Source organism: Streptococcus hepaticus (assembly GCF_043656315.1).
Classification (GTDB): Bacteria; Bacillota; Bacilli; order Lactobacillales; family Streptococcaceae; genus Streptococcus; species Streptococcus hepaticus.
The window spans coordinates 1-24187 of sequence record NZ_JBINIY010000012.1 but is presented as its reverse complement, the minus strand read 5'-3'; the positions used below and the strand labels follow the sequence as shown (position 1 = coordinate 24187).

The window sequence follows — 24187 nt, the reverse complement described above, 5'->3', positions numbered from 1 at the left end:
ATGGAAAATCGTTATAGAACCAATTTAAAAAAAGTCTTTTTAACAGATGGTGAATTAAAACAACTGAATGATCGCATTGCAGAAAGCAAGAGTAAAAATTTTTCCGACTATGCTAGAAAAGTATTGCTTAATCCAAGAATGACATTTTTAACGATTGATACTTCAAACTACCAGGAACTCGTTTTTGAATTGAGAAGGATTGGAAATAACATCAATCAGATTGCACGTGCCATTAACCAAAGTCATCTCATTTCTCAGGAACAACTAAAAAGTTTGAGTCAAGGGATTGACGAACTGATTTCTGAAGTTGAGAAAGAGTTTCATGTGAATCTCAAAACATTAAAGGAGTTTTATGGTAGTTACTAAACACTTTGCGACACATGGAAAAAAATATCGGAGACGCTTAATCAAGTATATTCTCAATCCTGAGAAGACCAATAATCTTGCACTTGTTTCTGATTTTGGAATGAGTAATTATATGGACTTTCCAACTTATGAAGAGATGGTCAAGATGTACAATATTAACTTCATTAATAATGATGAATTGTATGATTCAAGAAATGACCGATTGGAAAGAAAGCAACAAAAAATTCATGCTCATCATGTGATACAATCTTTTTCGCCAGAGGATAACTTAACACCAGAAGAAATCAATCGTATTGGCTATGAGACAATGATGGAATTAACTGGTGGCCGTTTTCGTTTTATTGTAGCAACTCACGTTGATCAGTCGCATACCCACAATCATATCATTATCAATTCTGTCGATAGGAATTCTGAAAAGAAATTGATTTGGGATTATCATTTGGAGCGAAATCTTCGGATGATTTCTGACCGTATTTCAAAAATAGCTGGTACAAAAATTATTGAGAAACGTTATTCCTACCGAGATTATAAAAAATATAGGGAATCTAGTCATAAGTTTGAATTGAAACAACGTCTCTATTTTTTGATGCAGCAATCTAAATCGTTTGATGATTTTTTAGAAAATGCAAAGCAGTTACATGTTCATATTGATTTTAGTCGGAAACATAGTCGCTTTCTAATGATAGATAGAGCAATGACAAAACCTATTCGCGGTCGCCAACTTAGTAAGCGAGACTTATATGATGAAGACTTTTTTCGAACACATTTTGCCAAACAAGAGATTGAAAGTCGGTTAGAATTTTTATTAAAGCATGTTCATTCGCTAGAGGAATTGCATGTAAAAGCTAAAGAGTTGAATCTAACCATAGAGTTAAAACAGAAAAATGTGATGTTTACCCTAGAAGAAGATGGTCAAATGATTACTCTAAGTCATAAAAAAGTTAGTGATAAGAAATTGTACGACGTTCAATTTTTTAATCGTTACTTTGAAGAGAAGGAGGTTAGAGATATTCAGGTATTAGAAAATCTTCAGGAAGATTATCAGACTTTTCGAGAGGAGCAGCATAAGGATAAAATCTCCTCAGAAGAAATCGAGGAAGCCTTCAAGAAATACAAGGAAAAACGAGATGCTATCCATGAGTTTGAAGTTGAACTTACGGATAATCAGATTGAAAAATTAGTTGATGATGGTATCTATATCAAGGTTTCATTTGGTATCAAACAAAGTGGACTCATCTTTATTCCCAATTATCAGTTGGATATCCTAGAAGAAGAAAATCAGAAAAAATATAACGCTTACATTCGAGAAACGTCCTCCTACTTTGTCTATAACAAAGAAAACTCGGATAAAAATTGTTTTATCAAAGGGAAAACTTTAATCAGGCAATTGATCAACGATAGCCAAAAGCTCCCATACAGACGACCAACTTTAAAAAGCCTTCAGGAGAAGATCTCTGAGATTAACTTCATGATTACGCTGTCTAACACGAACAAGCAATACCAAGAAATCAAAGATGAGTTTGTACTAAAAATTGTAGAGCTTGATATGAGATTGGAGGAAGCACAAGAAAAAATCGCTACCTTAAATAAGATGGCAGAAATTCTTATCAATATGAATAGTAATAATATTGAAAGTATGAGGTTAGCTAAATATGAATTAGCTCAATTAAATGTACCTGATGATATCTCTGTAAAGCAAGTCAATGAAAATTTAGTTCAGTATCAAGAATATTTTAATAATATTATTGATAAATACGATCAACATGTAGGAAGATTAGAGCAATTTAGAAAATTAGTGGCTGGTCAAAAAGATAATATGGGTGTGGTTGAACTTTGAATATTACTGAGGATTTGGGAGTGAAAAAGAAAATCAAAAATTTATGATATAAATGATAGCTAATCATGAAGATAAAGTTAGTGGTTAGAAAAACTGTAGAGAATTTGAATAGTGGAATAAATCGATTGAAAATTCTAAAAACTACTCGCCACGAGGATGATTATGGTATAATACAAGACATAGTAACTTTTATTTTTGAAATTAAAGGGTTGCATAGTATTTGAGGAGTAACGATGTATAAAATTTTAGCTATAGATGATGATGAATATTCTCTTAGTAATCAACTTGTAAGTACCTCTTTTTATGGAGATGAAGAACTTTTGGTACGGGCAATATCCTGACCTGTTTAATTTAGAGTACTGATAAATCAGAATGGAGGTGATTTTTTGCGAACATACAAAAATAAGGAAGAACTAAAAGCTGAGATAGAGAAAACATTTGAGAAATATATTTCAGAATTTGATGATATTCCAGAAAATTTAAAAGATGAGAGAGCTGATGAAGTTGATAGAACTCCAGCAGAAAATCTTTCATATCAGGTTGGATGGACAAGTTTGGTTCTTAAATGGGAAGAAGATGAAAGAAAGGGGCTTCAAGTAAAAACACCATCGGATGAATTTAAATGGAACCAGCTTGGTGAATTATATCAGTGGTTCACGGATACCTACGCTCATTTATCTCTGCAAGAGTTGAAAGCAAAATTAAATGAAAATATTAATTCTATCTATGCAATGATTGATTCGTTGAGTGAGGAAGAATTATTTGAACCGCATATGAGAAAGTGGGCTGATGAAGCGACTAAAACAGCGACTTGGGAAGTGTATAAGTTTATTCATGTAAATACGGTTGCACCTTTTGGAACTTTCAGAACTAAAATCAGAAAATGGAAGAAGATAGTGTTATAAATTATATTTTTTAACTTTAAAAAATATAATTTATAAAGTGGTCACCAAAGGCGATAGAAGAAAAAACTATCGTCTTTTTTTAATAAAGTATTAGATGAGGAAATGAAGTATTGGTTTTATTTTTCTAACTTTTATAAATGTTAAATTCTCACGACAGATGTGATATATTTTGCTATTTTTTCAGGACTTTCAGTAAAATTATTATCTATCCAATTTAAAATGATACTTTCAATTGTTGAGATATAAATATCAAGAGCGAAAGAATATGGAATTTGATATGCTGTTTCGAGTTGTTTCTCTAAGTCTGGTATATCGGAATGTATAATCATTCCTTTGATATAGTCTTTAATTATGTTGTCAATATTTGGAAAAAAACAAACAAAGGACTTAATAATTTCTTTGTTTGTATACATGTAGCTAAGCATTTCCTTTAGGATTACTTCTTCATATAATAAATCATTATTTAAAATTTTTGTGATATCATCAAAGATTATTAAAATAGACTCCCTAAGGAAGTCTCAGGTTGAAGAAAAAGTCTATTTTAGATATCTTCCTCCAAGCTTTTTTTCTCAGTAGCCAAAAACAAAAACACTCAAAAACGCTGTTATTTCAACGTTTTTGAGTGTTTAATTATTCCCCATTTCCCTGCGAGATGTTCCGAAATATCAAAGTTGCAGGGGTTTGTCTACGTTCTGAGACTCCCTAAGGAAGTCTTCTTTTGAATTGAAATGATTATAGAAAGCTCTTCTACTAAGTTGAGCTTTTTTTGCTAAATCGCTAACTGTAATTTGTTCAAAGCTTTTCGTTTCTAATAATTCAGAGAAAGCCTTTAAAAATTTTAAATTAGTGTTATCTGAACACTCCAACGTATTATCACCTCTATAAATCTTATCGAATGTGATTATACAATACAAATTCAAATAATAGTTCACATTTATCAAGATAATGTAAACTACTAAAACCTTTAAAAAAGTAAAATGTGAAAGATAACTTTTACTAGTTAATCTAATTTTACTTTTGAAAAGGAGAAAAATTATGCTTAGGAAGTATAAGCAAAGAAATTATGATGTCGCACATACGAAACAGCGCTTTTCGATTAAGAAATTTAAATTTGGTGCAGCATCGGTACTGGTTGGATTAGCATTTCTAGGAATGGCTGGGACAACTGTTCTAGCTGATGAGACAACATCTACAGGTATTGAGCCTAAACAATCTGTATCAGCAGGGATAGTAGATGAAGTAAAACCAGCAAAATCAGAATTAGCGACAGATGCAATAGCGTCAGTAGACAAAACAACCGAATCAGAAGTCGAAGCATTGGCAGATTTCACAGAAAATGTCAATACTGATGATGGAGGTACAGTTCCTGAGCCTAGTGCCAACATAGACCCTAATAGTTCATCAAAAGATACAGATAAAGTTGCTGTTTTAGAAGAGACAGCCAGTGAAAAAAATGTAATTGTATCTCCTTCAATTACAACACGTTCTGTAGATAGTGCAGTTGAAAAAGCTAATGTTGACAAAAATAGTGTCAGCGAAGTGTCTGAAGAGCTTCAGAAGAGAGTACAAAAAGATGCGATATATAGCCCCGGAGATTCCTCAGCTAAACAAACTTATTCAGGTAAAGCTTGGATAGATAATGGTGGTAGCATTGATGGGCAAGCCTCAGATGATATTCCACTAACTGGTGTTAACGTTTACTTGCAGTGGGTAAACGGAAAAGGCTATGTTTCAAAAGTTTACTATACTACTACATTGGAGGATGGAACCTTTGCGTTTGACTTATCTAAATCGGAAGTTGATCCTAATGGTGAAGAACATCATTTTCAATTAGCAGGAGATGGTAATTTCGCAGTAAGAACCTGGATTGAAAATCCTGATTCTAGTAAGTATGATATTATTCAAGCAGGGGATAAGATTTATGGTTTCCATACTCGTACTAACCGTAAAAATGAATCTTGGGATTTTACTGCGGGAGTCAATAGGATTGTCAATTCTCAAGTTATTTTACAAGAAAAGAAATTAACTAAAGACTGGTTGAAGAAACCAGAAGCTGAGTCGCAAATTCCTAGTACCGCAGATGGTACATGGCATGACAGGGGAATCTATGGTAGAGTAAGTGGTTTAGCTTGGTTTGATAATGGAGATTCTGCTGGGTCGCTTGCTAATCAATGGATAAAAGATGATAATGATGTTCCAGCAAATGGTTTGAAAGTAGCTGCTTCTTATTTAAATGATGAAGTAACTCGCTTACTTGATCAGTGGAAAAAAGACCATCCAGGATATACTATTGAAGACTTTAAGGCTGAACAAGAAAGAGTCTTTACAGAATACCAGTCCCAACATGGGGTTGGTTCTCATATTGCGGAGACAGTCATAACGACAGTTGATAAAAATGGAAATTACTCTATTCCTTTTAAGGGATTGTATGGTGTTAGTGCTTATAAAGCAAACAGTGGTTTAAAAGTTTCTCATACAATTACAGACGAAGAATTCGGCAAGGTTGTTAGAGATGAAGATGTAGATAATAGTAGTCTTCTTAAGTGGAATGGTACCATTGGTCAAAAACATAGACACATTAATGAGAACTACCTATATGTATCTCCTATTTTATCTAATTATAATATTTGGAGTCCGGCTTTTCCTAAAGCTATGTTTGGTAATCCGAATAATCTATTTACAAATGTAGTTGCGGGGTCTGGAACTAATATTACTAGCTTGAACTTTGCTATTTTAGCACCTCAACCAATGCTTGATATTGTTGATTATGATACTACGAATAAGGTAGCAGTCTCTGGTAATGTTACCAATTCAACAGTAGGCGGATTGTTGCCAACACGTGAATACCAAGTGCAATGGTTCAGAGATGGTGTTGCAATAGGTGAACCTCAAACTATTCAGTCAAGCGTTGAAGGAACAGCGACACCTGAGAAGTTTACAGTACCAAATGATATCACTAAGACAACAAACTTTACATTAGGTCTATTTGAACAAGGTCAAAATACAAAGAGCTTAGATAACGCTTTAGCATTAGATTCCTTTATTGCTGTATTTATCGAGTATAAACCAGTAGATGGTGTTGTAGCTAAGGATTCTGAGCCAGCTAAACCAATCTTTAAAGACAAAGATGGCAATGATACAACGCCACCGGAAGGAACAAAATTCACAACTGTTGCAGGTCAAGTTCCAGATTCGGTTAAAACCTCTTATCCTGAGGGAGCAATGTCTGTTGACCCAAATATGGTAACGATTGACCCTACAACTGGAGTAGTTGTTGTAAAAGGGGAAGCTCTTACTAAGAAAGGCACGTATGTAGTACCAGTAGAAGTAACTTATCCGGGTGGTTCCAAAGCTTATACTTTTGCTACTGTAAACGTTAAAGATGATGCAACAACAACATACACAGCGACAGGTGGAAAATTAGAAAAACCATTTGGTCAAGCACCATCAACTGATGAAATCACATCAAAAGTAACAACTGATTATCCTAAAGAAGTTAAAGACCAACCTACAATGAAGGTTAAAGAGGGTGCAGTGATTCCGGATGGTATGACCAAAGGGGAATTTAAAGTACCGGTTGTTGTCTCTTATCCAGATGGAACAACAGACGAAGTTGATGTTACAGTAACCATCAAAGAATCTGAAGCGGAAAAGAATGCCCCTTCATACAAAGATACAATGGTCGTTCCAGGGAAACCAGCAGAATCAACTCCAAGCTACGGCGAAAGTAAAACAGCACCAAATGGTACAGAGTATAAGATTGATGAAAACTTTAAAGTACCAGACGGATATAAAGTTGACATTGATAAAGCTACTGGAACAGTGACTGTAACAGCTCCAGAAAAATCAGACGGTACAACAGCAGAAGAAATTGAGGTACCAGTAATTGTCACTTATCCAGATAAATCAGAAGATAAAGTAATAGCTAAATTCCAATTGGATACTGATGAAAATGGTACACCAGACGTTACTGATCCAGATGATGATGGCGATGGTATTCCAGATGTGGATGATAAAAACCCTAAAACAGCCACTAAGACAGCCGTAGCGGTTGACAATGTAACTGTTACAGAAGGTCAACCAATCGCTCCGATTCCTGTTACGGTAACAAGCGATGATAGGAATGCTAAGGTTGAAGTTTCTGGTCTTCCAGACGGTTTAACTTATGACCCAGCAACAGGTCAAATCACTGGTACACCAGATAAGTTAGCAGACTGGAAAGATACTGAAGAAACACGTGACTTCCCAGCAACTGTTAAAGTGACTGATGGAACAGGTACGGTTGAAAAAACATTTACAATCACTGTTCAGCGTGATACGGATGGTGATGGTATGCCAGATGTGACAGATACGGACGATGATGGCGACGGTATTCCAGACGATACTGAAAAGATTGACGGAACAAACTCTAAAGATCCAAATTCAGCAGCTTCTGTTATCACACCACTTGATGATCAAACAGGTACTGTCGGAGAAGCCATTACACCAGTTACTGTGAAAGTTGACAAAGTGCCAACAGATGGTTCAGTTACTGTTACTGGTCTTCCAGATGGCGTTACTTACGATCCAGCAACAGGCCAAATCACTGGGATACCAACAAAAGAAGGTGAATCAACGGTTACTGTGGCTGTGACTGTTAAAGTCGTAGATCCAAGTACAGACGCTGATAAGAACGAACCTAAGGCTAAAGACCAAACACAAGCTTTATCAAGTATCGCAAATAATAAAGATAGAGGAAATAAATTGCCTACAACAGGTGAGGATGAGAATCCATTCTTTAACATTGCTGCTTTGACAATTATAGCTTCAGTTGGTTTACTATCTATTTTAAAGAAAAAAGAGGATTAATCGTTTGACCTAAAATGTCATTAAACTTTTCGCCATTTATTGGTGTGAGCACTTTAACAAAGTTATCTCTCTCCAACTTAATTAACTAAAGTGTTTCAATTTTTCGAGATTAATTCTTGAAAAAGTCTATCGAGCTTCATAATCTCGATAGACTTTTGATTTTGTATGTTAAACAATAAAGTGTGTAAGCGCCCAATAACGAGGTAGTTATCATTTCCTCCGTTTACCAGTTATACTGTAGGTAATAAAAACACTGGAGGATATTTGAATGATAAAACAGCCAATTGTCCCTCTAGAACAATTACCTATCTCTTGAAAATTTGAGAAAAAAATGAAGAACGAGCTTATCTTTCGCTGTAAATTCAAAGACCTAGACCTCTTATTCTACTCGTCTATCTTATCATAGCGAGTAACTGATATTTTAGAAAAGGTACTGGCTTATGACTATTCAGTTAAGTGATTTAGGTCAGGTTTATCTGGTTTGTGGGAAAACAGATATGAGGCAAGGCATTGATTCCCTAGCTTATCTTATTAAATCCCAGCATGAGTTAGATCCTTTTTCAGGTTCTGTTTACCTTTTCTGTGGTGGACAACGTGATCGGTTCAAAGTGCTTTGGGATGGTCAAAGATTTTGGCTCCTCTACAAGCGTTTTGAAAATGTGCAACTGGCTTGGCCAAGACATAGCGATGACGTCAAAGCTTTGACAGCTAAACAAGTGGACTAGCTTATGAAACGACCTTTAGAACAATTTGAGAGGATGGTCGTCTTCACTGTCTCATAATATGGCGAAGAGAGCCATCAAGTCCTTGGTGATGGGGTGAAAAAATTGGTTGTTTTCTCAAAGTTTTGAAGGTGCCAAAGCGACAGGGACTGGACCCAGAAAACTAATATTAGCTATCTTCTAGACCATGAAAAGTCAACACTTTACTGTACAAAATTTATAATTGTCATAAGGACAACCAGCCTGACTAAGCGAACGTGTGATTCCAAAGGCTTCCAATATTTCATCAATTAACTGATTATCAAACTCTTTGCCACGATCTGAATGGAACATTTTGACTTTGGTCAGGGCTTAAGGGATGCTTTGTATGGCTTGCTTAACGAGTTCAGCGGTCTTGTGCCAACCAAGAGACAGGCCGATGATTTCACGGTTGTATAGGTCAATGATGAGGCAAACATAAGCCCAACGATTGCCTACACGAACATAGGTTAAGTCAGTGACTAAGGCTTGTAGTGGTCTTTCTTGCTTAAATTGCCTGTCTAAGTAGTTGGGAATAGGGGCTTCATTCTTGCATCTGGAATGTGGTTTGAAGGTGGCTTTCTGATAAACAGAAACCAAATTGAGTCGCTTCATAATGCGTCGAATCCGACGACGTGAAAGTGTGATACCTTCGTTATTCAAGCATATTTTGATTTTTCTGGATCCGTATCTGGCCTTACTTTCGAGAAAAATAGCTTTGATATTTTCTTCAAGTTCCGCTTCAGATACTGGCTCTACAGCTTTGTAATAATAGCTAGAACGAGGAATGTTCAACCAACGACACATCTTTGAAATGCTGTATTTATCCTTATTAGCAGTGATTATTTCCCTTTTTGTGCCATAATCACCGCCGCTTGCTTTAGGATATCTAATTGCATTTCAAGTTCTTTATTGCGTTTCCTGAGTTCAATCAGCTCCCGCTGTTCATCTGTTAGATTATCAACAGACTTGAATGAACCTGTTGTTTTGGCTTGTCTAACCCACTTATCGAAGGTGAAAGGGGTTAGCTCATATTCCTTGATGAGACTGCTACGCTTTCTACCAGCATTGTAAAGGTCAACAATTTGTTGCTTAAAATCATCGTGAAGTGACGACGTACTTTTCTAGACATAGTTTTTCTCCTGTTTTTCTTAAGTGCAGAACACTTTATAAGACTGTCTAGTTTAGTGTAACCTATTCAAAGCCAGAGTCATAAGCATAGTTATTCAAACTGCTTGGAATTCCTTAGTAGTTTAATGATGATTACAAGGGAAATAAATACCTCTAGAATATATACACCTATCAATACAACGGGCAAAAATTCAACGTCTGCAAGACTATTGCTGAGTAATATGTAATCCCATGATGAATGGAAAATTATAGGAAACAGTATATTTCGTGTATCCAAATACATAGCTCCTAAAAATACTCCCATAACAAAGGTTGAGCCAAGCTGTCCAATTAGCTCGGAAACTGACAGACCTCCTATAACATTTAATAAATGTAATGTACAAAACAGTATTGAGGACAGCAGTATGGCAATAAGGGGATTCATCTTCTTCGCCATTGCACCAAGCAATATTCCCCTGTACATGACCTCTTCGGCTATTCCAATCAAAGCAGTATCTATTATCAATATAAGAAATACTAAATCAGGGCTAAATCCTCTGACAATTGAATATAGTCCAAAACCGACAACAGGTATGAATAAAAGTGCTGAAAATACATAGCCAGGCTTGCGTTCTGAGTACAAGGTTAATTCCTTTTTATTTTTTATACCGTGGTACAAAACTAATACCGCCAATAAAATCATGAACGGCAAAAATTTTCTGCTAAACTCCGTTGAATTATATGGAGTGTTTAAGAACTGATTACAAACAAAAAGTCCTACTCCCATTATAATCATATACGCTGATAATAAAATATAGTTTTTTTTCATATACAACCTCTTCCCTTTAGTCGATTAAAAAGTCCTCCAAGTGTTTGCTTGATGTCTCCATCATTTTAACAAGCGTATTATTGACAATAGTTTCTTTGTTGCAGACTACGCGACCCCACATACTGAGCGAGTGTGCTGATTTCCTTCGCCAACTTTGTCCGGGTTACTCCAACTTCAATAAACTATGTTTTCACATCAAGTTCTATATTGTATTTCAGCAAGTCTGGCTCGTTTTCATTTTTTTAATAAATATGATAGCTTATTATACCATCATTTGCCTCTTATTTCCACACAAACAACGCTATTAACAATATACTTTAGATTTCTGTAAAGTGGTAAAGAAAGTGTGTATACGGAGCTGCAAGAAGTGACTCTTGTAGACAGTAAGACAAAACAGGAAATTACACTGGAATGATTTGCAGTAATAGCACCGCTAGTAAACAGAAATTACAATTTACAGAAGAGTCATTCGTAGTTCGGCTTCGATGAATGTTTCACCATGCACATGAGCCACGATACCATAACAGCAAAGAGTCTGCATAATATATCGCAGTTGGTTCTCTGGATGATGTTCTCTATGAACTTGGGGCCATTACTTTTAAATTTATTCCACAAATATTCCTTAATTTGAGTGTATATCTAATGTTGTTTTTGCTTTAAAAACTTCTTGTATGCCTCCTCTATTGACATTAGATAACATAACATTTTTGCTAGTAATATTAGGTTGAGCCAATGTCAATACAGTCGTCTCAAAGTGTCTTGATAAGCTTGGAGGCCATGTTTACGGATATATAGTTACTAGCTAATTTGTTTCCAATTTTGGAGAGATCACCTCTTTGTTCAGCAGCTAAAATAGCTGCTTCAAATAATTTTTTGGTTTCAGGATTTGATAAGTCGGTTGATGCTAATTCCGCAAATGTCATTTTTGATAGGTCTTTTACTGTTTTTTTTCAATTCGTGGTCTGTCAGTAGAAGTAGCTGTTATCTCAGTCTCTACTGATATTGTAGAGGATATCGTGCTAGAAGCAGTAGCAGTAGCAACGGTATTGTTAGCTTCCTTTCTGCTTTTGCTACTGGAGTAGTCCTTTCTTGAGTTGTCTCGTTAGTGACCTTATATTCGTGTGGTACTGTGGTTACAGCGGTAGTATCAGAAGTGGCTAGGCTTGGTTCAGATGATTTTACTCGTTAAGTCTGCATAGTGTCCGAGCTGTTTGCCATTAATGAATCCAATGTTTGTCTACGGATACAGTGCCTGCACCCAAGACAAACATTGCCCCAATGATAAGATGCTGCACCAAATTTAATTTTTCTAATTGAAAACGTTAAACATTTATTCCCGTGTTATTTAGTTGGCTTCTGATGGTGCAGAAGTAAACCCCAATTTTTAAATAATGAATAGCTGACTATCAATAGTTATAGAATTAAAATGAGATTGTATACTGTTTTTACAATAATTAAAAATTTAAAATCTGTTATAATTACTATTTTATTTTGGGTGTATCAGGTCGTTTACAGAAAAAGGCTTTGTATTATTGCAACCCCTTCATTTACCTTCTTCTGTTCGAATTTATCAACCGGAAGAGAGTCGTTTTACATTAATTCAATCTTTTCCACCGGAGATGGTTCCTCCATCTTTACCAAGAATACCAGAAGCTCAGTCATTGTTATTGTAAAAAGATAGTTATTGTCACTACTTACTGATTAAGTTTAAAGAAGAAATTGTTGTAATTGAACCATTTTTTGATTTCTTAGAAGATGAAAAAGATTTAAATGGCTCTATTTTGAGTTTCTTGCTTATCTTTAAGAAATTATTTGGTAAGAGTTTTTGTATAGTGACTGTATAATGATTCGTTCAAATATGCTTTCAAATCATTTTTTGGATGATGCACTTAGAGGAAGATGAATTTGTGGATTATTCTCTGTCTTTAAATGTGCTAATAGAATGTGTCGCAATATTGTATATTTTATTAAACTTTATAATGGTTGAGTGAAGGATGGAAGCGACCGCTATAGTATTTTAAAGAGACTATTAGAATGTGTTGTGAGACTTATGAAGCTTCTACTGTAGAAATTTTACGAATGGTACGAAGCGAAGAGAAACCGTTTTAGAAGCAACGAACTATATCAGCAATCATAGTATTTCTGAGCAGAGGTTGGGAAATGCACATCATTGACAAACCCTCTTTTTGGAGAATCATCCACTAACCAAGTAGTTAGAGGCTTCTTTAGAATGAACTGAAACTATTCAAGAAAAGTGTCAATAGAAAAACTTCCAGAGGTAATTAAAACCTTGGAAGTTTTCAATATACTTTATTATTGGTCCGCTACAAAATAGTCCTATAGGTGGGAAATGGAAAGTGTTGGTTATTTTTTACCATGAATTAAATAATAATTTTTATTACCTTTATAAAGTTCTATTATTGTCCAGACTAGAGTCAAAAGTATCAAGAGAATAATAAAATAAGCTATATTATCAGCTGTATGTAGTTGTTCCTTGGTTGGATTATCTCCATAAAATGCTTCAATTTGACTAGGCAATCCCTTAATATTCAAGTAAATCAATCCAATAACAGAAATCCATCCTAATAATTTTACTAGCCAACTATTTTTAAAAACAGTCTTCATTTCCTCTTTGTTATTGGTAAATATTAATAATGGTAACATTGAGAAAGGTAAAGCAAAAGCTAGAAATACTTGAGAATTATTCAGTAAATTATTAATTGCAATATGTTCTTCTACTGTTGATTTTCCACTTACCAAAATAACACAAACTATTACTGGTATAACCGATATAAGGCGAGTCACTATTCGACGTAACCAAACAGGAACTTTCATATGTATAAATCCCTCCATAATAATTTGTCCTGTTAAAGTTCCTGTTATTGTTGAATTTTGACCAGATGCTAGCAAGGCCACCGCAAATAATACTGATAATATACCTGAACCTGCAATATGTGCTAAAACGGAATTACTCATTGCTGAAGGATTAGACAAAGCCTCAAATAAGCCAAAAAACGACGGATCTTGAACACTACCTGATTTAAAAACAGCAACCCCCATAATTAGCAATAAGGAATTAATAATAAAAGCCATTAGCAATTGGATATTAGAATCTAAAGTTGAAAAATGTATAGCCCTAGCAATATCCTTCATATCATTACGATTTACTTTCCTGCTTTGGACAACAGATGAATGTAAATAAAGATTGTGAGGCATAACAGTTGCACCAATGATTCCTAAAGCACCGGACAACGGAGTCTGACCGTTTACAACACGAGAAGTATCAAAAGCCTTTGAATTAGGAACTAATCCCTTTAAGACATCAGCCCAAACAGGATTAGACAATATTACTTGATAAGCAAAAACAAAAAAAATCACTAAAATCAATATTACTACAATTGCTTCAATTTTTCGAAAACCTATTTTAGTTAATAGCAGTAATAGTAAAACATCAAAAACAGTAATTAAAACTGCTAAACTTAAAGGAATATGAAAAAGGAGATATAAAGCTATTGCTCCTCCAATAACCTCTGCAACATCAGTTGCCATGATTGCCAGTTCAGTCAGAATCCATAAAACAATCCCAAGTGGCTTACTTGTCCTTGCACGAATAGCTTGAGCTAAATCCATCTGAGATACTATTCCTAGTTTAGCAGACATATATTGTAGTAACATCGCTATTAAGCTAGAGATTAAAATAATAGACATCAATAGATAGTGAAAATTTTGACCACCTGTAATAGAAGTTGACCAATTCCCAGGATCCATATATCCTACAGCTACTAAAGCTCCTGGACCAGAGTAAGCAAATAAGGTTTTCAAGAAACCCATGTTCTTAGGAACTTCTATTGTCCCATTTATTTCTTCTAGAGAGGGACCATTCGCATATTCTAGAAAACTATGTTTATTATTTTTCATTACAGTAAACCTTTCTTTTTTAAGCATAGCTAATCTTATGATTAATGTAACTTAGTTTTATTTATAAATAATTTTTCCAAATTGATTAATCTTTCCGTCTTGAATTTTAAATGTAAACGGTCTTCATCTGTTAAATTTTCCTGCATAAGCTCGACTACTTTAAGAATAAGATACTTCCACAAAATACAAGGCTTCATTTTGACAAACAGTTGCATTCTGTAACTCATGCTCAACAAGAATTATACTTGCCGTATTTTGTATCTCCTGTATCTTTTTCTACTTGTAATGATGAAACTAATTGAATAACTGAATCGAGCACGAATCCCTTTATATCTCCAGTAAGGTCAAGCGAGTAGATGAGACAACTATCCAGAATCAGTTCAAACAGATTTATCGTGCTGCAAATTCACAGGAGGCTATTAAATTATTAGAGCAATTTGTTTCTGAGTGGAAACCTCGTTATAATAAAGTCATGTCGTCACTTGAAACGACAGAGAATCTTTTTACATTCTCCCCACTTCCATACCTAGCCTATACTATACAAACTTGATTGAATCACTCAATAAGGAAATTAAGCGACAAAATAAGAAGAGGACGGTTTTCCCAAATGAAGAAGCCTTAGAACGGTGCCTTGTAAGCATTTTTGAGGACTATAATATTAAGTTTGGAGCTCGTATTCATAAAGGATTTGAAGCATGCTTTGACACACTTGGTGGCTAATCTGACTAATATTAAGAAATTCTACTATTGTGTTTACACAAAATTATTGATAGTACCAAAACTAGCTTGAGGGTTAGAGATATTGGTAAAAGAATTGAATGCCATGAAAACGTAGAAATAGATGATCTGTTTTAAAGTTTAAAATATTGGACTACATGCTACTGGTTTCGTATTAAGTTTATCTACTTTGCTATCTCCTCTTGAATAGTATGTAATAATTTTAATGTAATAGGGGACAGATTTTTATTTTTGTTATAAATCAAAACATACTCAGCAAATAAATATGTATCCTCAAATTTATATAGATTATAGGATTTATTTGAAGGAAGCGATGAGATAAGCGATTCAGGAATAAAAGTAGAACCCGCTCCAGCTAAAGATAGATTGATAGCAGTTGGTACGGTGCTTGTTGTTAGAATAGAATTTAGATTAATATAGTGGTTCTTATAGAAAGAACAAATAAGATTTCCTAATCCATATTCCAATGGTGTAATGATGATAGGCTCAGTTTCAAGCTTATTATAACTGTAGTGAAAATAGTTAATTTTTCCAGCTTGTTGATTAGAAAAAAGACTACTTTGTTGAGGAACTAAAAGGAAAATTTTTTCTTTATAAATAGGAATCGTAGATAATTCATTTTTAGATACTAGCGGAGACATTCCAATTGCTAAATCAATTTGCTCAAGCAAAAGCATCTTTTCGGTAATGTTTTGGTTATTTTCAATCAAATTTAAATCAATTTTGGGATTAGCGGACTGGAAATGAGGAATGAATTTAGCTAAAAAAAATGAAGCTAATCCAGAATTAATGCCTAAGAAGAGTTCTCCTTGTTGATGACTTCGTATCAGGTACATCTCATCAGTTATTTTATTTTCAAGACGGTGTATTTCTTTTAAGTAGTAAAGATAACGTTTACCTGCATAGCTTAGTTGACTCCCTGTATGATGGTTATGAATAAGCGATATATCTAGTTGTTTTTCCATTTGCTTAATAACTTTGCTGAGATAGGGCTGAGAAATAAATAGATGTTTAGCTGCTTTCGTTAGTGACTCACAAGAATCAATAGCCTCTAAGAAGTTAATTTTTTGTAACGTTTCCATGAGTGAATACCTGACTTTCTATATTTATGAAAATGTAGCCTGTTTATTGTTACGCTAGTTCATATCTAGTTACCCATTACCAATTAGTTATGGTAATTAGTAGTGGGTGTGAGGTCTAAAAGGTACATTCTTTATTTATTATAGCATAGCTGGTAAAATAAGCCGGAGTTCTAGGCAGACTTTACATAGACATGATAAGACTAAATAACTTTTTAGTTATATGTTCTTTTTTTTTTAAATCTTTGAAGATTATGAAACGAAGTAATAAAATAGTTACCATCAGTAAATTGCTATAAAATTAATAAGGAGATATATTTTCATGGAAAACCATATGAGTTACAAAGGGACCAATAAATTATTGGTTGGGATTGTTTTAGCGGTTTTATCGTTTTGGTTATTTGCACAATCTATTTTAAATATGGCACCTGATGTACAAGCGGATTTGGGAGTGCCCTCCTCAGTGATGGAGACAGGGATATCACTAACAGCTTTATTTTCGGGTTTATTTATTGTCGTTGCTGGAGGCTTGGCGGATAAATTAGGGCGGGTGAGATTTACCTATTTTGGTCTTTTATTAAACATTGTGGGTTCGTTTTGTCTAATCTTTTCATCAGGAGCCATTTTATTTATCTTAGGAAGAATTTGTCAAGGATTAGCAGCTGCTTTTATTATGCCCGCTACGATGTCATTAGTGAAAACTTATTACGATGGCAAAGAAAGACAACGAGCCGTTAGTTTTTGGTCAATTGGTTCATGGGGTGGTTCAGGGCTCTGCTCTTTTCTTGGAGGTGCTATTGCCAGCACTTTAGGTTGGAGATATGTTTTTGTATTTTCAATCCTTGCTTCATTAATGAGCTTTATCTGCTTGTGGGGAACTCCAGAAAGCAAAGTGGAAACTAAGAAAAGTCGGTTTGATTTAGTGGGGCTGGTTCTTTTCATTGTAAGTATGCTTGCTTTAAATATCGGAATTGCTAGTGCTCAGGAAAGAGGCCTGTTCTCTGTTGTTACGATAGGTTTATTTTTATTGATGCTTGCGGGCTTATGTCTTTTTTATAAAGTAGAACATTCAAAAGAGAATGCATTTATTGATTTCCAGTTGTTTCAAAATCGTAAATACCTTGGAGCAACACTTTCAAACTTTTTATTAAATGCAGTAGCTGGAACCCTTATCGTGGTTAATACCTATATGCAACTAGGAAGAGGCTTATCAGCTCAAGTAGCAGGAGAGTTATCATTAGGTTACTTGGCTTGTATTTTGGTGACCATTCGTATCGGCGAGAGATTACTCCAACAATTCGGAGCAAGAAAACCGATGGTTATGGGAACGATTATGACATTTTTAGGGATTTCATTGATGATGTTCGTCAACATATCAGGGCCAATGTATCTTGTTATGGTATTTCTAGGCTATGCTATTTATGGTATCGGACTAGGAATTTATGCGACACCATCTACAGATGCTGCTATCGCAACTATACCTAATGAAAAAGTTGGTTCTGCTTCTGGGATTTATAAAATGGCTAGCTCTCTAGGTGGTGCTATAGGTGTCGCTATTTCAATTGCTCTATTCTATGCTTTCTCAGGGAAAAATCATTACGATATTGGCTTGCTATGGGGGTTAGCTGTAAACCTTGTTTTCTGTATACTGGCGTTTGTCTCAATTATGTTTGTTATGCCAAGAAAAAATAATTAGTAGAAGACCTAACTAGTAGAATAGTGATATAATAAAATTATTGAGCTACTATGATTACGGTCGGATACTTTATGCTCAAGGATCGTTGTATTCTAGTCTTTGCTAGTATTTTTAGGAATCTTGTCTGATTAGTAAAGAACTGTCTGTTGTAGTAAAGTATTTCGATTATAAAGATAGATGCTCAGAACAAGTGGGAGGAGGACCCTATTTAATGGATAAACAAACTTATATCAATATGTTGCAAGATGTCATTCAGATTAAATCTGAAAATGGAAATGAAGAAGCAGTTGCCAAGTACTATCAGAATATCCTAAAGAACCATGGAATTGACTCCAAATTGATTCCTTATAGTGAAGGAAGAAGTAGCTTAGTTGCTGAAATAACGAATGGAGAAGGGAGAGTATTAGCCCTATCTGGTCATATGGATGTCGTTAGTTCTGGTGATGAATCCCAATGGACGCACCCGCCTTTTTCGGGAGATATTGAGGATGGGCTTATCTGGGGACGTGGTGCTTCGGATATGAAATCAGGATTGACAGCTCTTGTAATTGCTTTTATTAATTTGAAAGAGAGCGGTCAGTTTAAAGGGACAATTAGACTATTGGCTACGGTTGGTGAGGAAGTGGGGGAACTAGGCTCGACCCAGTTAACCAATCTTGGATATTTAGACGATGTTGATGCAGTCTTGATTGGAGAACCCTGCAATATTGGGGTTGTTCATGCACATAAAGGCTCTCTAAATTATAAGGTAGTCTCTAGAGGTGTTGCAGCCCACTCCTCTACTCCAGATTTAGGAGAAAATGCTATTGATCATCTGCTTACAGCAATGACGATGATCTCAGAACGCATTACTCAACAAGCAGAGGAAATCGAAAATCCTGTTCTTGGAAAAACATTTCATAATATCACCTTGCTATCAGGAGGTAGTCAAATTAATTCGATTCCTGATCAAGCAATGTTTGAGGCCAATGTCAGAACTATTCCAGAATATGATAATGCGATTGTCATGGCAACAGTAGAGGCCGTATTAGATGAACTCAATCAAACAAAAGGCGTGGATTTGGAGGCTGTGATAACAGCTGATCAACCGCCAGTAGAAGCAGCACCAGACTCACAGTTGGTTCTGACCATTCTCCAAGTGGCGAATAGTCATGATTCCCTCAAACCTCAGTTTCTGATTCAACAAATGAATGATGTTCTTGGAAAGAACATGCTTTCAGAAGATATGGCTTCTTCTAATCTTGATAGTGTGAAACCAATGGTTGTATCCGGTACAACTGATGCCGCCCAGTTTGTACGCGCAAATGCCAATTTAGAAGTGGCTGTTTATGGACCTGGAATGCCGAGCTTAAACCATAAGATTGACGAGCGACTACCACTATCACAATATTTAGACTTTATTGAAGTCTATCAAGAAGTGATTCATCAATATCTGCAATAAGTCATCACCTATAGATTTTTATAAGATGAATAAGTAAAGGAGAAATACATGAGTATTCAAAACATTTTATCATCTATCGAAACCATTAAAGATTGGCAAGAAGAAACCTATAAATATCTACATAGTCATCCCGAGCTATCTATGCAAGAAACACACACCGCTCAGTTTATCTATGATACCTTAGTGTCTTATGGTTATGAAACGCAAAAAATTGGTGGAGGGGTTGTTGGTGTTTTAAAAAATGGTGAAGGTAAGAAAGTCCTCTTTCGAGCAGATATTGATGCTCTTCCTGTCAAGGAAGAAACGGGATTGCCCTATGCTTCGACAGTGACGATGAAGGATTTAGATGGAAATCTTGTTCCTGTGATGCATGCCTGTGGTCATGATGTCCACATTGTAGCTGGATTAGGAGCCGCTTGGGCTATGGCGCAACATCAAACAGAATGGACAGGAACTTACATTGCTTTGTTCCAACCAGGAGAAGAGATTGCAGCTGGAGCTAAGTCGATGATTGAGGATGGTCTCTTTTCCAAAATTCCTAAACCAGATCTGGCACTAGCACAGCATGTGTTAACAGAACCGTGTTCAGGTCATGTGGGTGTCAAAGAAGAGGCCTTTTTATCCAGTGCAGCTTCTGTTAAAGTAACCGTTTATGGAAAAGGTGCACATGGTTCAATGCCCCACCTTAGCATTGACCCGGTAGTGATTGCCTCTTCTATCGTCTTGAAGTTGCAAACTATTGTATCCAGAGAAATCGATCCCTTCCAATTTTCAGTGGTGTCGGTGGGTTCTTTCCAGTCTGGCTTAAAAGCGAATATCATCCCAGATACAGCTACCTTGCTGTTGAATATTCGTACTTATGATGAGGGCATTCAAGAACATATTATTAATGCCATTAAACGTATAGTAACCGCAGAATGTATGGCTGGAGGTTGTGAAAAAGATCCAGAGGTAGAGGTTTATGACACCTATCCGTTAACAGATAACGATCCACAAATCAGTCAAAAAGTTAAACAAGCTTTTATGACAAACCTTGGTGAAGATCGTGTTGCAACTCACTACCATGCGATGACAGCTTCTGAAGATTTTTCTTATATCCCACGTGCTCTAGGGATCCCTTATCTATACTGGGGATTTGGCGGTTTTGTGGAGGGACAAGAAGTCTATGCCAATCATAATCCAAAATTTGCTCCTGCTATCCATCCAACTCTTGAGACAGGTACGCAAGCAGCGTTGATAGCTGTATTAACTTATCTTGGAAAGTAATTGCTCTATTCTATTCTTAACAATAATAAAAAATGGAGATTATTAATCTATGAAACAAAAATATATAAATGCTAATGTTTATAGGTATGACAAAGCAACAGAATTTATTGTCGAGAACGGTCGTTTTTCAGCTATCGGGACAGACTTAGGTCATGCTGATGAAATCATTGATGTTAAAGGGAAGCTTATCCTACCACCCTATGTTGATCCTCACTTACACTTGGATTATTATTTTACCGGTCAGACAGATAAGGCTGAAAACAAAACTGGCACCTTATTCGAAGCTATTGATATTTGGAATGACTTTAAAAAAGGCACAACCAAAGAGGAAATGAAAGCCAGAATGCGTCAAGCTATTAAGGATGTTATGAGTTATGGTACGCAATATATCCGTGCTCAGACGGACTGTACAGATCCTAATCTAACAGGAATCAAAGCAGCACTTGAATTACGAGAAGAACTAAAAGACAAAGTGACGATTCAGGTTGTCGCCTTTCCACAAAATGGGATGTATTCTTATGAAGCTGAAGGAAAAACAGGTCGCGATTTAGTAGAAGAAGCACTTCAGCTTGGAGCAGACTGTGTTGGTGGGATTCCCCATAATGAGTGGGCAAGAAGTATTGGAGAAGATTCCATAAAAGAAATCGTTCGTTTGGCTCTAAAATATGATAAATACATTGATGTTCATTGTGATGAAACGGATGATACACAAGCGAGATTTTTAGAATTATTAAATGCAGAAGTGTTGAAACAAAATTACGGTGCTCGTACAACAGCGAGTCATACTTGCTCTTTTGGTTCAGTTAATGATGCCTATGCCTTTCGAATGATGGGACTCTTTAAGAAGTCTGGTATTCATTTTATCTCTTGTCCAACCGAAAATGCTTTCTTACAAGGCCGTCAAGATAGTTATCCAAAACGTCGAGGGCTAACTCGAGTCTTAGAGTTTGTAGACCAAAAGATAAACGTTGCATTCGCACAAGATTCGATTGTCGATTTATGGTATCCAGCTGGAAATGGGAATATGATGAATATCTTGGACAATGGTATTCATTTAGCTCAACTCATGCGAAAAGATGATTTTGATAAAAACTTTGATCTCGTGACCTATAATGGAGCGAAGTTAATGGGGCTTGAAAAAGAATATGGGCTAGAGATTGGAAAGCCAGCTAATTTTATCGTTTTAGATGCCCCAAGTGTTTTTGAGGCGCAACGTAATCGTGTGGAGTGTTTAGCTTCTATTCGCAATGGTTTTTATTTATTTAAAAAAGCAGAACGTAGTCACGAGATAGGATTAGATATCTAGTCAATAACTGTTTGTTCAGTATACATTATAATATTACGGAGACATCCTTTAGACTGGATACCTTCGTTTATATATTCATAAGTATGATTGAATCCGAGAGACCATCGTTTTAAGGAGAGTGTCTATACCTCATATAAAGCTCATAGTAGAGATGTTCGGTAAGTAGTGAATTCAGGATTTGTATATCAGTTGAAGAGATAAAGGAGAAAATAAGATCTGTTTAATTTAGAGTACTGATGAATCAGAATGAAGGTGATTGTTTGCGAACATACGAAGATAAAGAAGAACTAAAAGCTGAAATAGAGAAAACATTTGAGAAATATATTTCAGAATTTGCTAATATCCCAGAAAGCCTGAAAGATAAGAGAATTGCCGAAGTTGATAGAACTCCAGCAGAAAACCTTTCATATCAGGTTGGATGGACAAGTTTGCTTCTTAAGTGGGAAGGAGACGAAAGAAAAGGGCTTCAAGTAAAAACACCATCGGATGAATTTAAATGGAATCAACTGGGTGAATTATATCAGTGGTTCACGGATACCTACGCTCATTTATCTCTGCAAGAGTTGAAAGCAAAATTAAATGAAAATATTAATTCGATATATGCAATGATTGATTCGTTGAGTGAGGAAGAATTATTTGAACCACATATGAGAAAATGGGCTGATGAAGCGACTAAAACAGCAACTTGGGAAGTGTATAAGTTTATTCATGTAAATACTGTTGCACCCTTTGGAACTTTTCGAACTAAAATCAGAAAATGGAAAAAAATAGTATTATAAAGTATATTTTTTAACTTTAAAAATTCCATATTATAATATTAGACAGATGTTCGATAAGTATAGTCTTTTGAATTAACTTTGATACATCGTCACTTTCGACTTGCCGTACTCAAGTACTGTCCGCGTCTCAGTTCCTTGTCTGAAAGTTAATTCATTTGACTATAATGAATTTAGGGTTTTTATAGTAGTTGAAGAGGTTAGATAGACAATCTAACCTCCCTTTTAATAAAGAAAGGAGAATGAGATTAATTTGCAAAATATTTTTAGAACAAAAGAAATAGAGGATGCTCAACTCAGAGTTATCACCATCACCATTATTGCTTTTATTATAATGTTATTGGGTTATTGGAGTGACAATTTTAAAATTTCTTCTTTTGCCACTTTGGGATTATTTACGCTTTTTTATTATCGAAATATTCCGATGTTTTCCTTGGTGGTACGCCTAGCTATTATCGGTTTGACTTTACTATTAGCATTCTTACTTGGTTTGCTATCATCTTTCTTGCCTTGGACGACTGCTATAGTCGTTGCAGCCGTTGCTTTTTTTAGCAGAGTCTTGACGAGGTTATACGACATTTCAAAACCAGGAGTACTCTTTTATGCTATGTTGAGCGCTATGGGAGGTAGTACGACGGTTTCGGTTGACAAACTCCCTGTTTTAATTCTATTTTTCTTGATGGGTGTAGCATTTAGTGTTGTTGGCGGAATCATCATTAAATCTTTTGACTCACGACCTGAAACTCCGCTAATGCTTAAGTCATTAAAAAGACGCTTTTATAATGATCCAATTGTCATTATAGATGGCGTTTTCTATAGTGGAGCCTTATTTATTTCTGTTTATTTGAGTCAAGGGTTAAAGTTGCAAAATCCCTACTGGGTCACATTAGCATGTGCCTCTATCCTGCTAGGAGAAAACTTGAGAGCCATTCGTGAAAGACACTTACAATATACATTTGGGGCGATAGCAGGATTAATTTTGTCCAGTTTGATCTTTTATTTTCCTTTTAATCGATTACAGATAGTAATTCTTGTTACACTCTTTTATGCCTTATCACAGTATTTTGTTGTCAGAAATTATGCCGTCGCCAATATATTTACAAATCCCTTAGCAATATTGCTTTCTATGATAGCTAAGGGAGGTCAATTATCTAGTCTCATTCAAAACCGATTACTAGGAATTCTGATAGGCGGCTTTCTTGGTTTAGCGGTGGCTTATATAATGACGGTAGCTTTGGACCATTATATCACCTTAATTCAAGAGAAAAGAGATGAAGGATAGAGGTCGTATTATTGTGTCGTACAGAAAACTGTTGTCATTTCAATAGTTGT

At 35.4% G+C, this 24187-nt stretch carries 16 protein-coding genes and 3 pseudogenes; 12 read left to right on the top strand and 7 right to left on the bottom strand.

Features of this window, described 5'->3' with window-relative positions; translation table 11 throughout:
- The 3 genes from ACHUFA_RS08815 (at position 1) to ACHUFA_RS08805 (ending at position 3108) form a co-directional block, all read left to right on the top strand.
- The gene (locus tag ACHUFA_RS08815) at positions 1-366 is read left to right on the top strand and encodes a MobC family plasmid mobilization relaxosome protein (RefSeq protein ID WP_047210219.1); all 366 of its coding nucleotides are present in this window, start codon (positions 1-3) and stop codon (positions 364-366) included.
- Complete coding sequence (locus ACHUFA_RS08810; RefSeq protein WP_047210218.1) at positions 353-2203, top strand: SAG1250 family conjugative relaxase; 1851 nt, start codon at positions 353-355, stop codon at positions 2201-2203. Before ACHUFA_RS08815 ends, ACHUFA_RS08810 begins: the two co-directional genes overlap by 14 nt.
- Positions 2204-2589: 386 nt before the next feature.
- On the top strand, positions 2590-3108 hold the full coding sequence (locus tag ACHUFA_RS08805; protein WP_047210217.1) for a ClbS/DfsB family four-helix bundle protein: 519 nt from the start codon (positions 2590-2592) through the stop codon (positions 3106-3108).
- Positions 3109-3248: 140 nt separating this feature from the next.
- Here the strand turns inward: ACHUFA_RS08805 and ACHUFA_RS08800 are convergent.
- Both ACHUFA_RS08800 and ACHUFA_RS08795 read right to left on the bottom strand, forming a co-directional pair.
- Positions 3249-3626 (bottom strand): annotated as a pseudogene (locus ACHUFA_RS08800) (TetR-like C-terminal domain-containing protein); the annotation flags it as partial.
- Positions 3627-3773: 147 nt separating this feature from the next.
- Positions 3774-4040, bottom strand: a complete 267-nt coding sequence (locus tag ACHUFA_RS08795) for a TetR/AcrR family transcriptional regulator (RefSeq protein ID WP_394405603.1) — start codon at positions 4038-4040, stop codon at positions 3774-3776.
- Positions 4041-4143: 103 nt separating this feature from the next.
- Between ACHUFA_RS08795 and ACHUFA_RS08790 the strand changes: the two genes are divergently transcribed.
- Positions 4144-7956, top strand: a complete 3813-nt coding sequence (locus tag ACHUFA_RS08790; RefSeq protein WP_394405601.1) for a YPDG domain-containing protein — start codon at positions 4144-4146, stop codon at positions 7954-7956.
- Between the two features lie 440 nt (positions 7957-8396).
- Complete coding sequence (gene tnpB / locus ACHUFA_RS08785; RefSeq protein ID WP_047210215.1) at positions 8397-8681, top strand: IS66 family insertion sequence element accessory protein TnpB; 285 nt, start codon at positions 8397-8399, stop codon at positions 8679-8681.
- Between the two features lie 219 nt (positions 8682-8900).
- Here the strand turns inward: tnpB and ACHUFA_RS08780 are convergent.
- The 4 genes and pseudogenes from ACHUFA_RS08780 to ACHUFA_RS08765 form a co-directional block, all read right to left on the bottom strand.
- Positions 8901-9828 (bottom strand): annotated as a pseudogene (locus ACHUFA_RS08780) (IS3 family transposase); the annotation flags it as partial.
- 90 nt (positions 9829-9918) lie between these two features.
- Positions 9919-10635 (bottom strand): CPBP family intramembrane glutamic endopeptidase, encoded by a 717-nt coding sequence (locus ACHUFA_RS08775; RefSeq protein ID WP_047210214.1) that lies wholly within the window; start codon positions 10633-10635, stop codon positions 9919-9921.
- A 749-nt stretch (positions 10636-11384) separates the two neighbouring features.
- On the bottom strand, positions 11385-11558 hold the full coding sequence (locus ACHUFA_RS08770; RefSeq protein WP_172601434.1) for a hypothetical protein: 174 nt from the start codon (positions 11556-11558) through the stop codon (positions 11385-11387).
- Between the two features lie 1441 nt (positions 11559-12999).
- Positions 13000-14580, bottom strand: a complete 1581-nt coding sequence (locus tag ACHUFA_RS08765; RefSeq protein WP_079452679.1) for an Nramp family divalent metal transporter — start codon at positions 14578-14580, stop codon at positions 13000-13002.
- A 289-nt stretch (positions 14581-14869) separates the two neighbouring features.
- On the opposite strand from ACHUFA_RS08765, the pseudogene ACHUFA_RS08760 reads away from it, so the two are divergent.
- Positions 14870-15273, top strand: a pseudogene (locus ACHUFA_RS08760) (transposase); the annotation flags it as partial.
- Positions 15274-15455: 182 nt separating this feature from the next.
- Here the strand turns inward: ACHUFA_RS08760 and ACHUFA_RS08755 are convergent.
- Positions 15456-16373, bottom strand: a complete 918-nt coding sequence (locus ACHUFA_RS08755) for a LysR family transcriptional regulator (protein WP_394405598.1) — start codon at positions 16371-16373, stop codon at positions 15456-15458.
- Between the two features lie 319 nt (positions 16374-16692).
- Between ACHUFA_RS08755 and ACHUFA_RS08750 the strand changes: the two genes are divergently transcribed.
- The 6 genes from ACHUFA_RS08750 to ACHUFA_RS08725 all read left to right on the top strand — a co-directional run bounded on the left by ACHUFA_RS08750 (position 16693) and on the right by ACHUFA_RS08725 (position 24137).
- Complete coding sequence (locus tag ACHUFA_RS08750; RefSeq protein WP_394405596.1) at positions 16693-18066, top strand: MFS transporter; 1374 nt, start codon at positions 16693-16695, stop codon at positions 18064-18066.
- A 211-nt stretch (positions 18067-18277) separates the two neighbouring features.
- Positions 18278-19507 (top strand): ArgE/DapE family deacylase, encoded by a 1230-nt coding sequence (locus tag ACHUFA_RS08745; RefSeq protein WP_394405594.1) that lies wholly within the window; start codon positions 18278-18280, stop codon positions 19505-19507.
- A gap of 48 nt (positions 19508-19555) precedes the next feature.
- The gene (locus ACHUFA_RS08740; protein ID WP_017769519.1) at positions 19556-20773 is read left to right on the top strand and encodes an amidohydrolase; all 1218 of its coding nucleotides are present in this window, start codon (positions 19556-19558) and stop codon (positions 20771-20773) included.
- Between the two features lie 49 nt (positions 20774-20822).
- Positions 20823-22079, top strand: coding sequence for an amidohydrolase family protein (locus ACHUFA_RS08735; protein ID WP_394405592.1), 1257 nt, complete (start codon positions 20823-20825; stop codon positions 22077-22079).
- Positions 22080-22339: 260 nt separating this feature from the next.
- Positions 22340-22858, top strand: coding sequence for a ClbS/DfsB family four-helix bundle protein (locus ACHUFA_RS08730; protein ID WP_037563924.1), 519 nt, complete (start codon positions 22340-22342; stop codon positions 22856-22858).
- A 250-nt stretch (positions 22859-23108) separates the two neighbouring features.
- Positions 23109-24137: an FUSC family protein gene (locus tag ACHUFA_RS08725; RefSeq protein WP_017769523.1), complete on the top strand. Its 1029-nt coding sequence runs from the start codon at positions 23109-23111 to the stop codon at positions 24135-24137.
- The last annotated feature ends 50 nt before the right edge of the window (positions 24138-24187 follow it).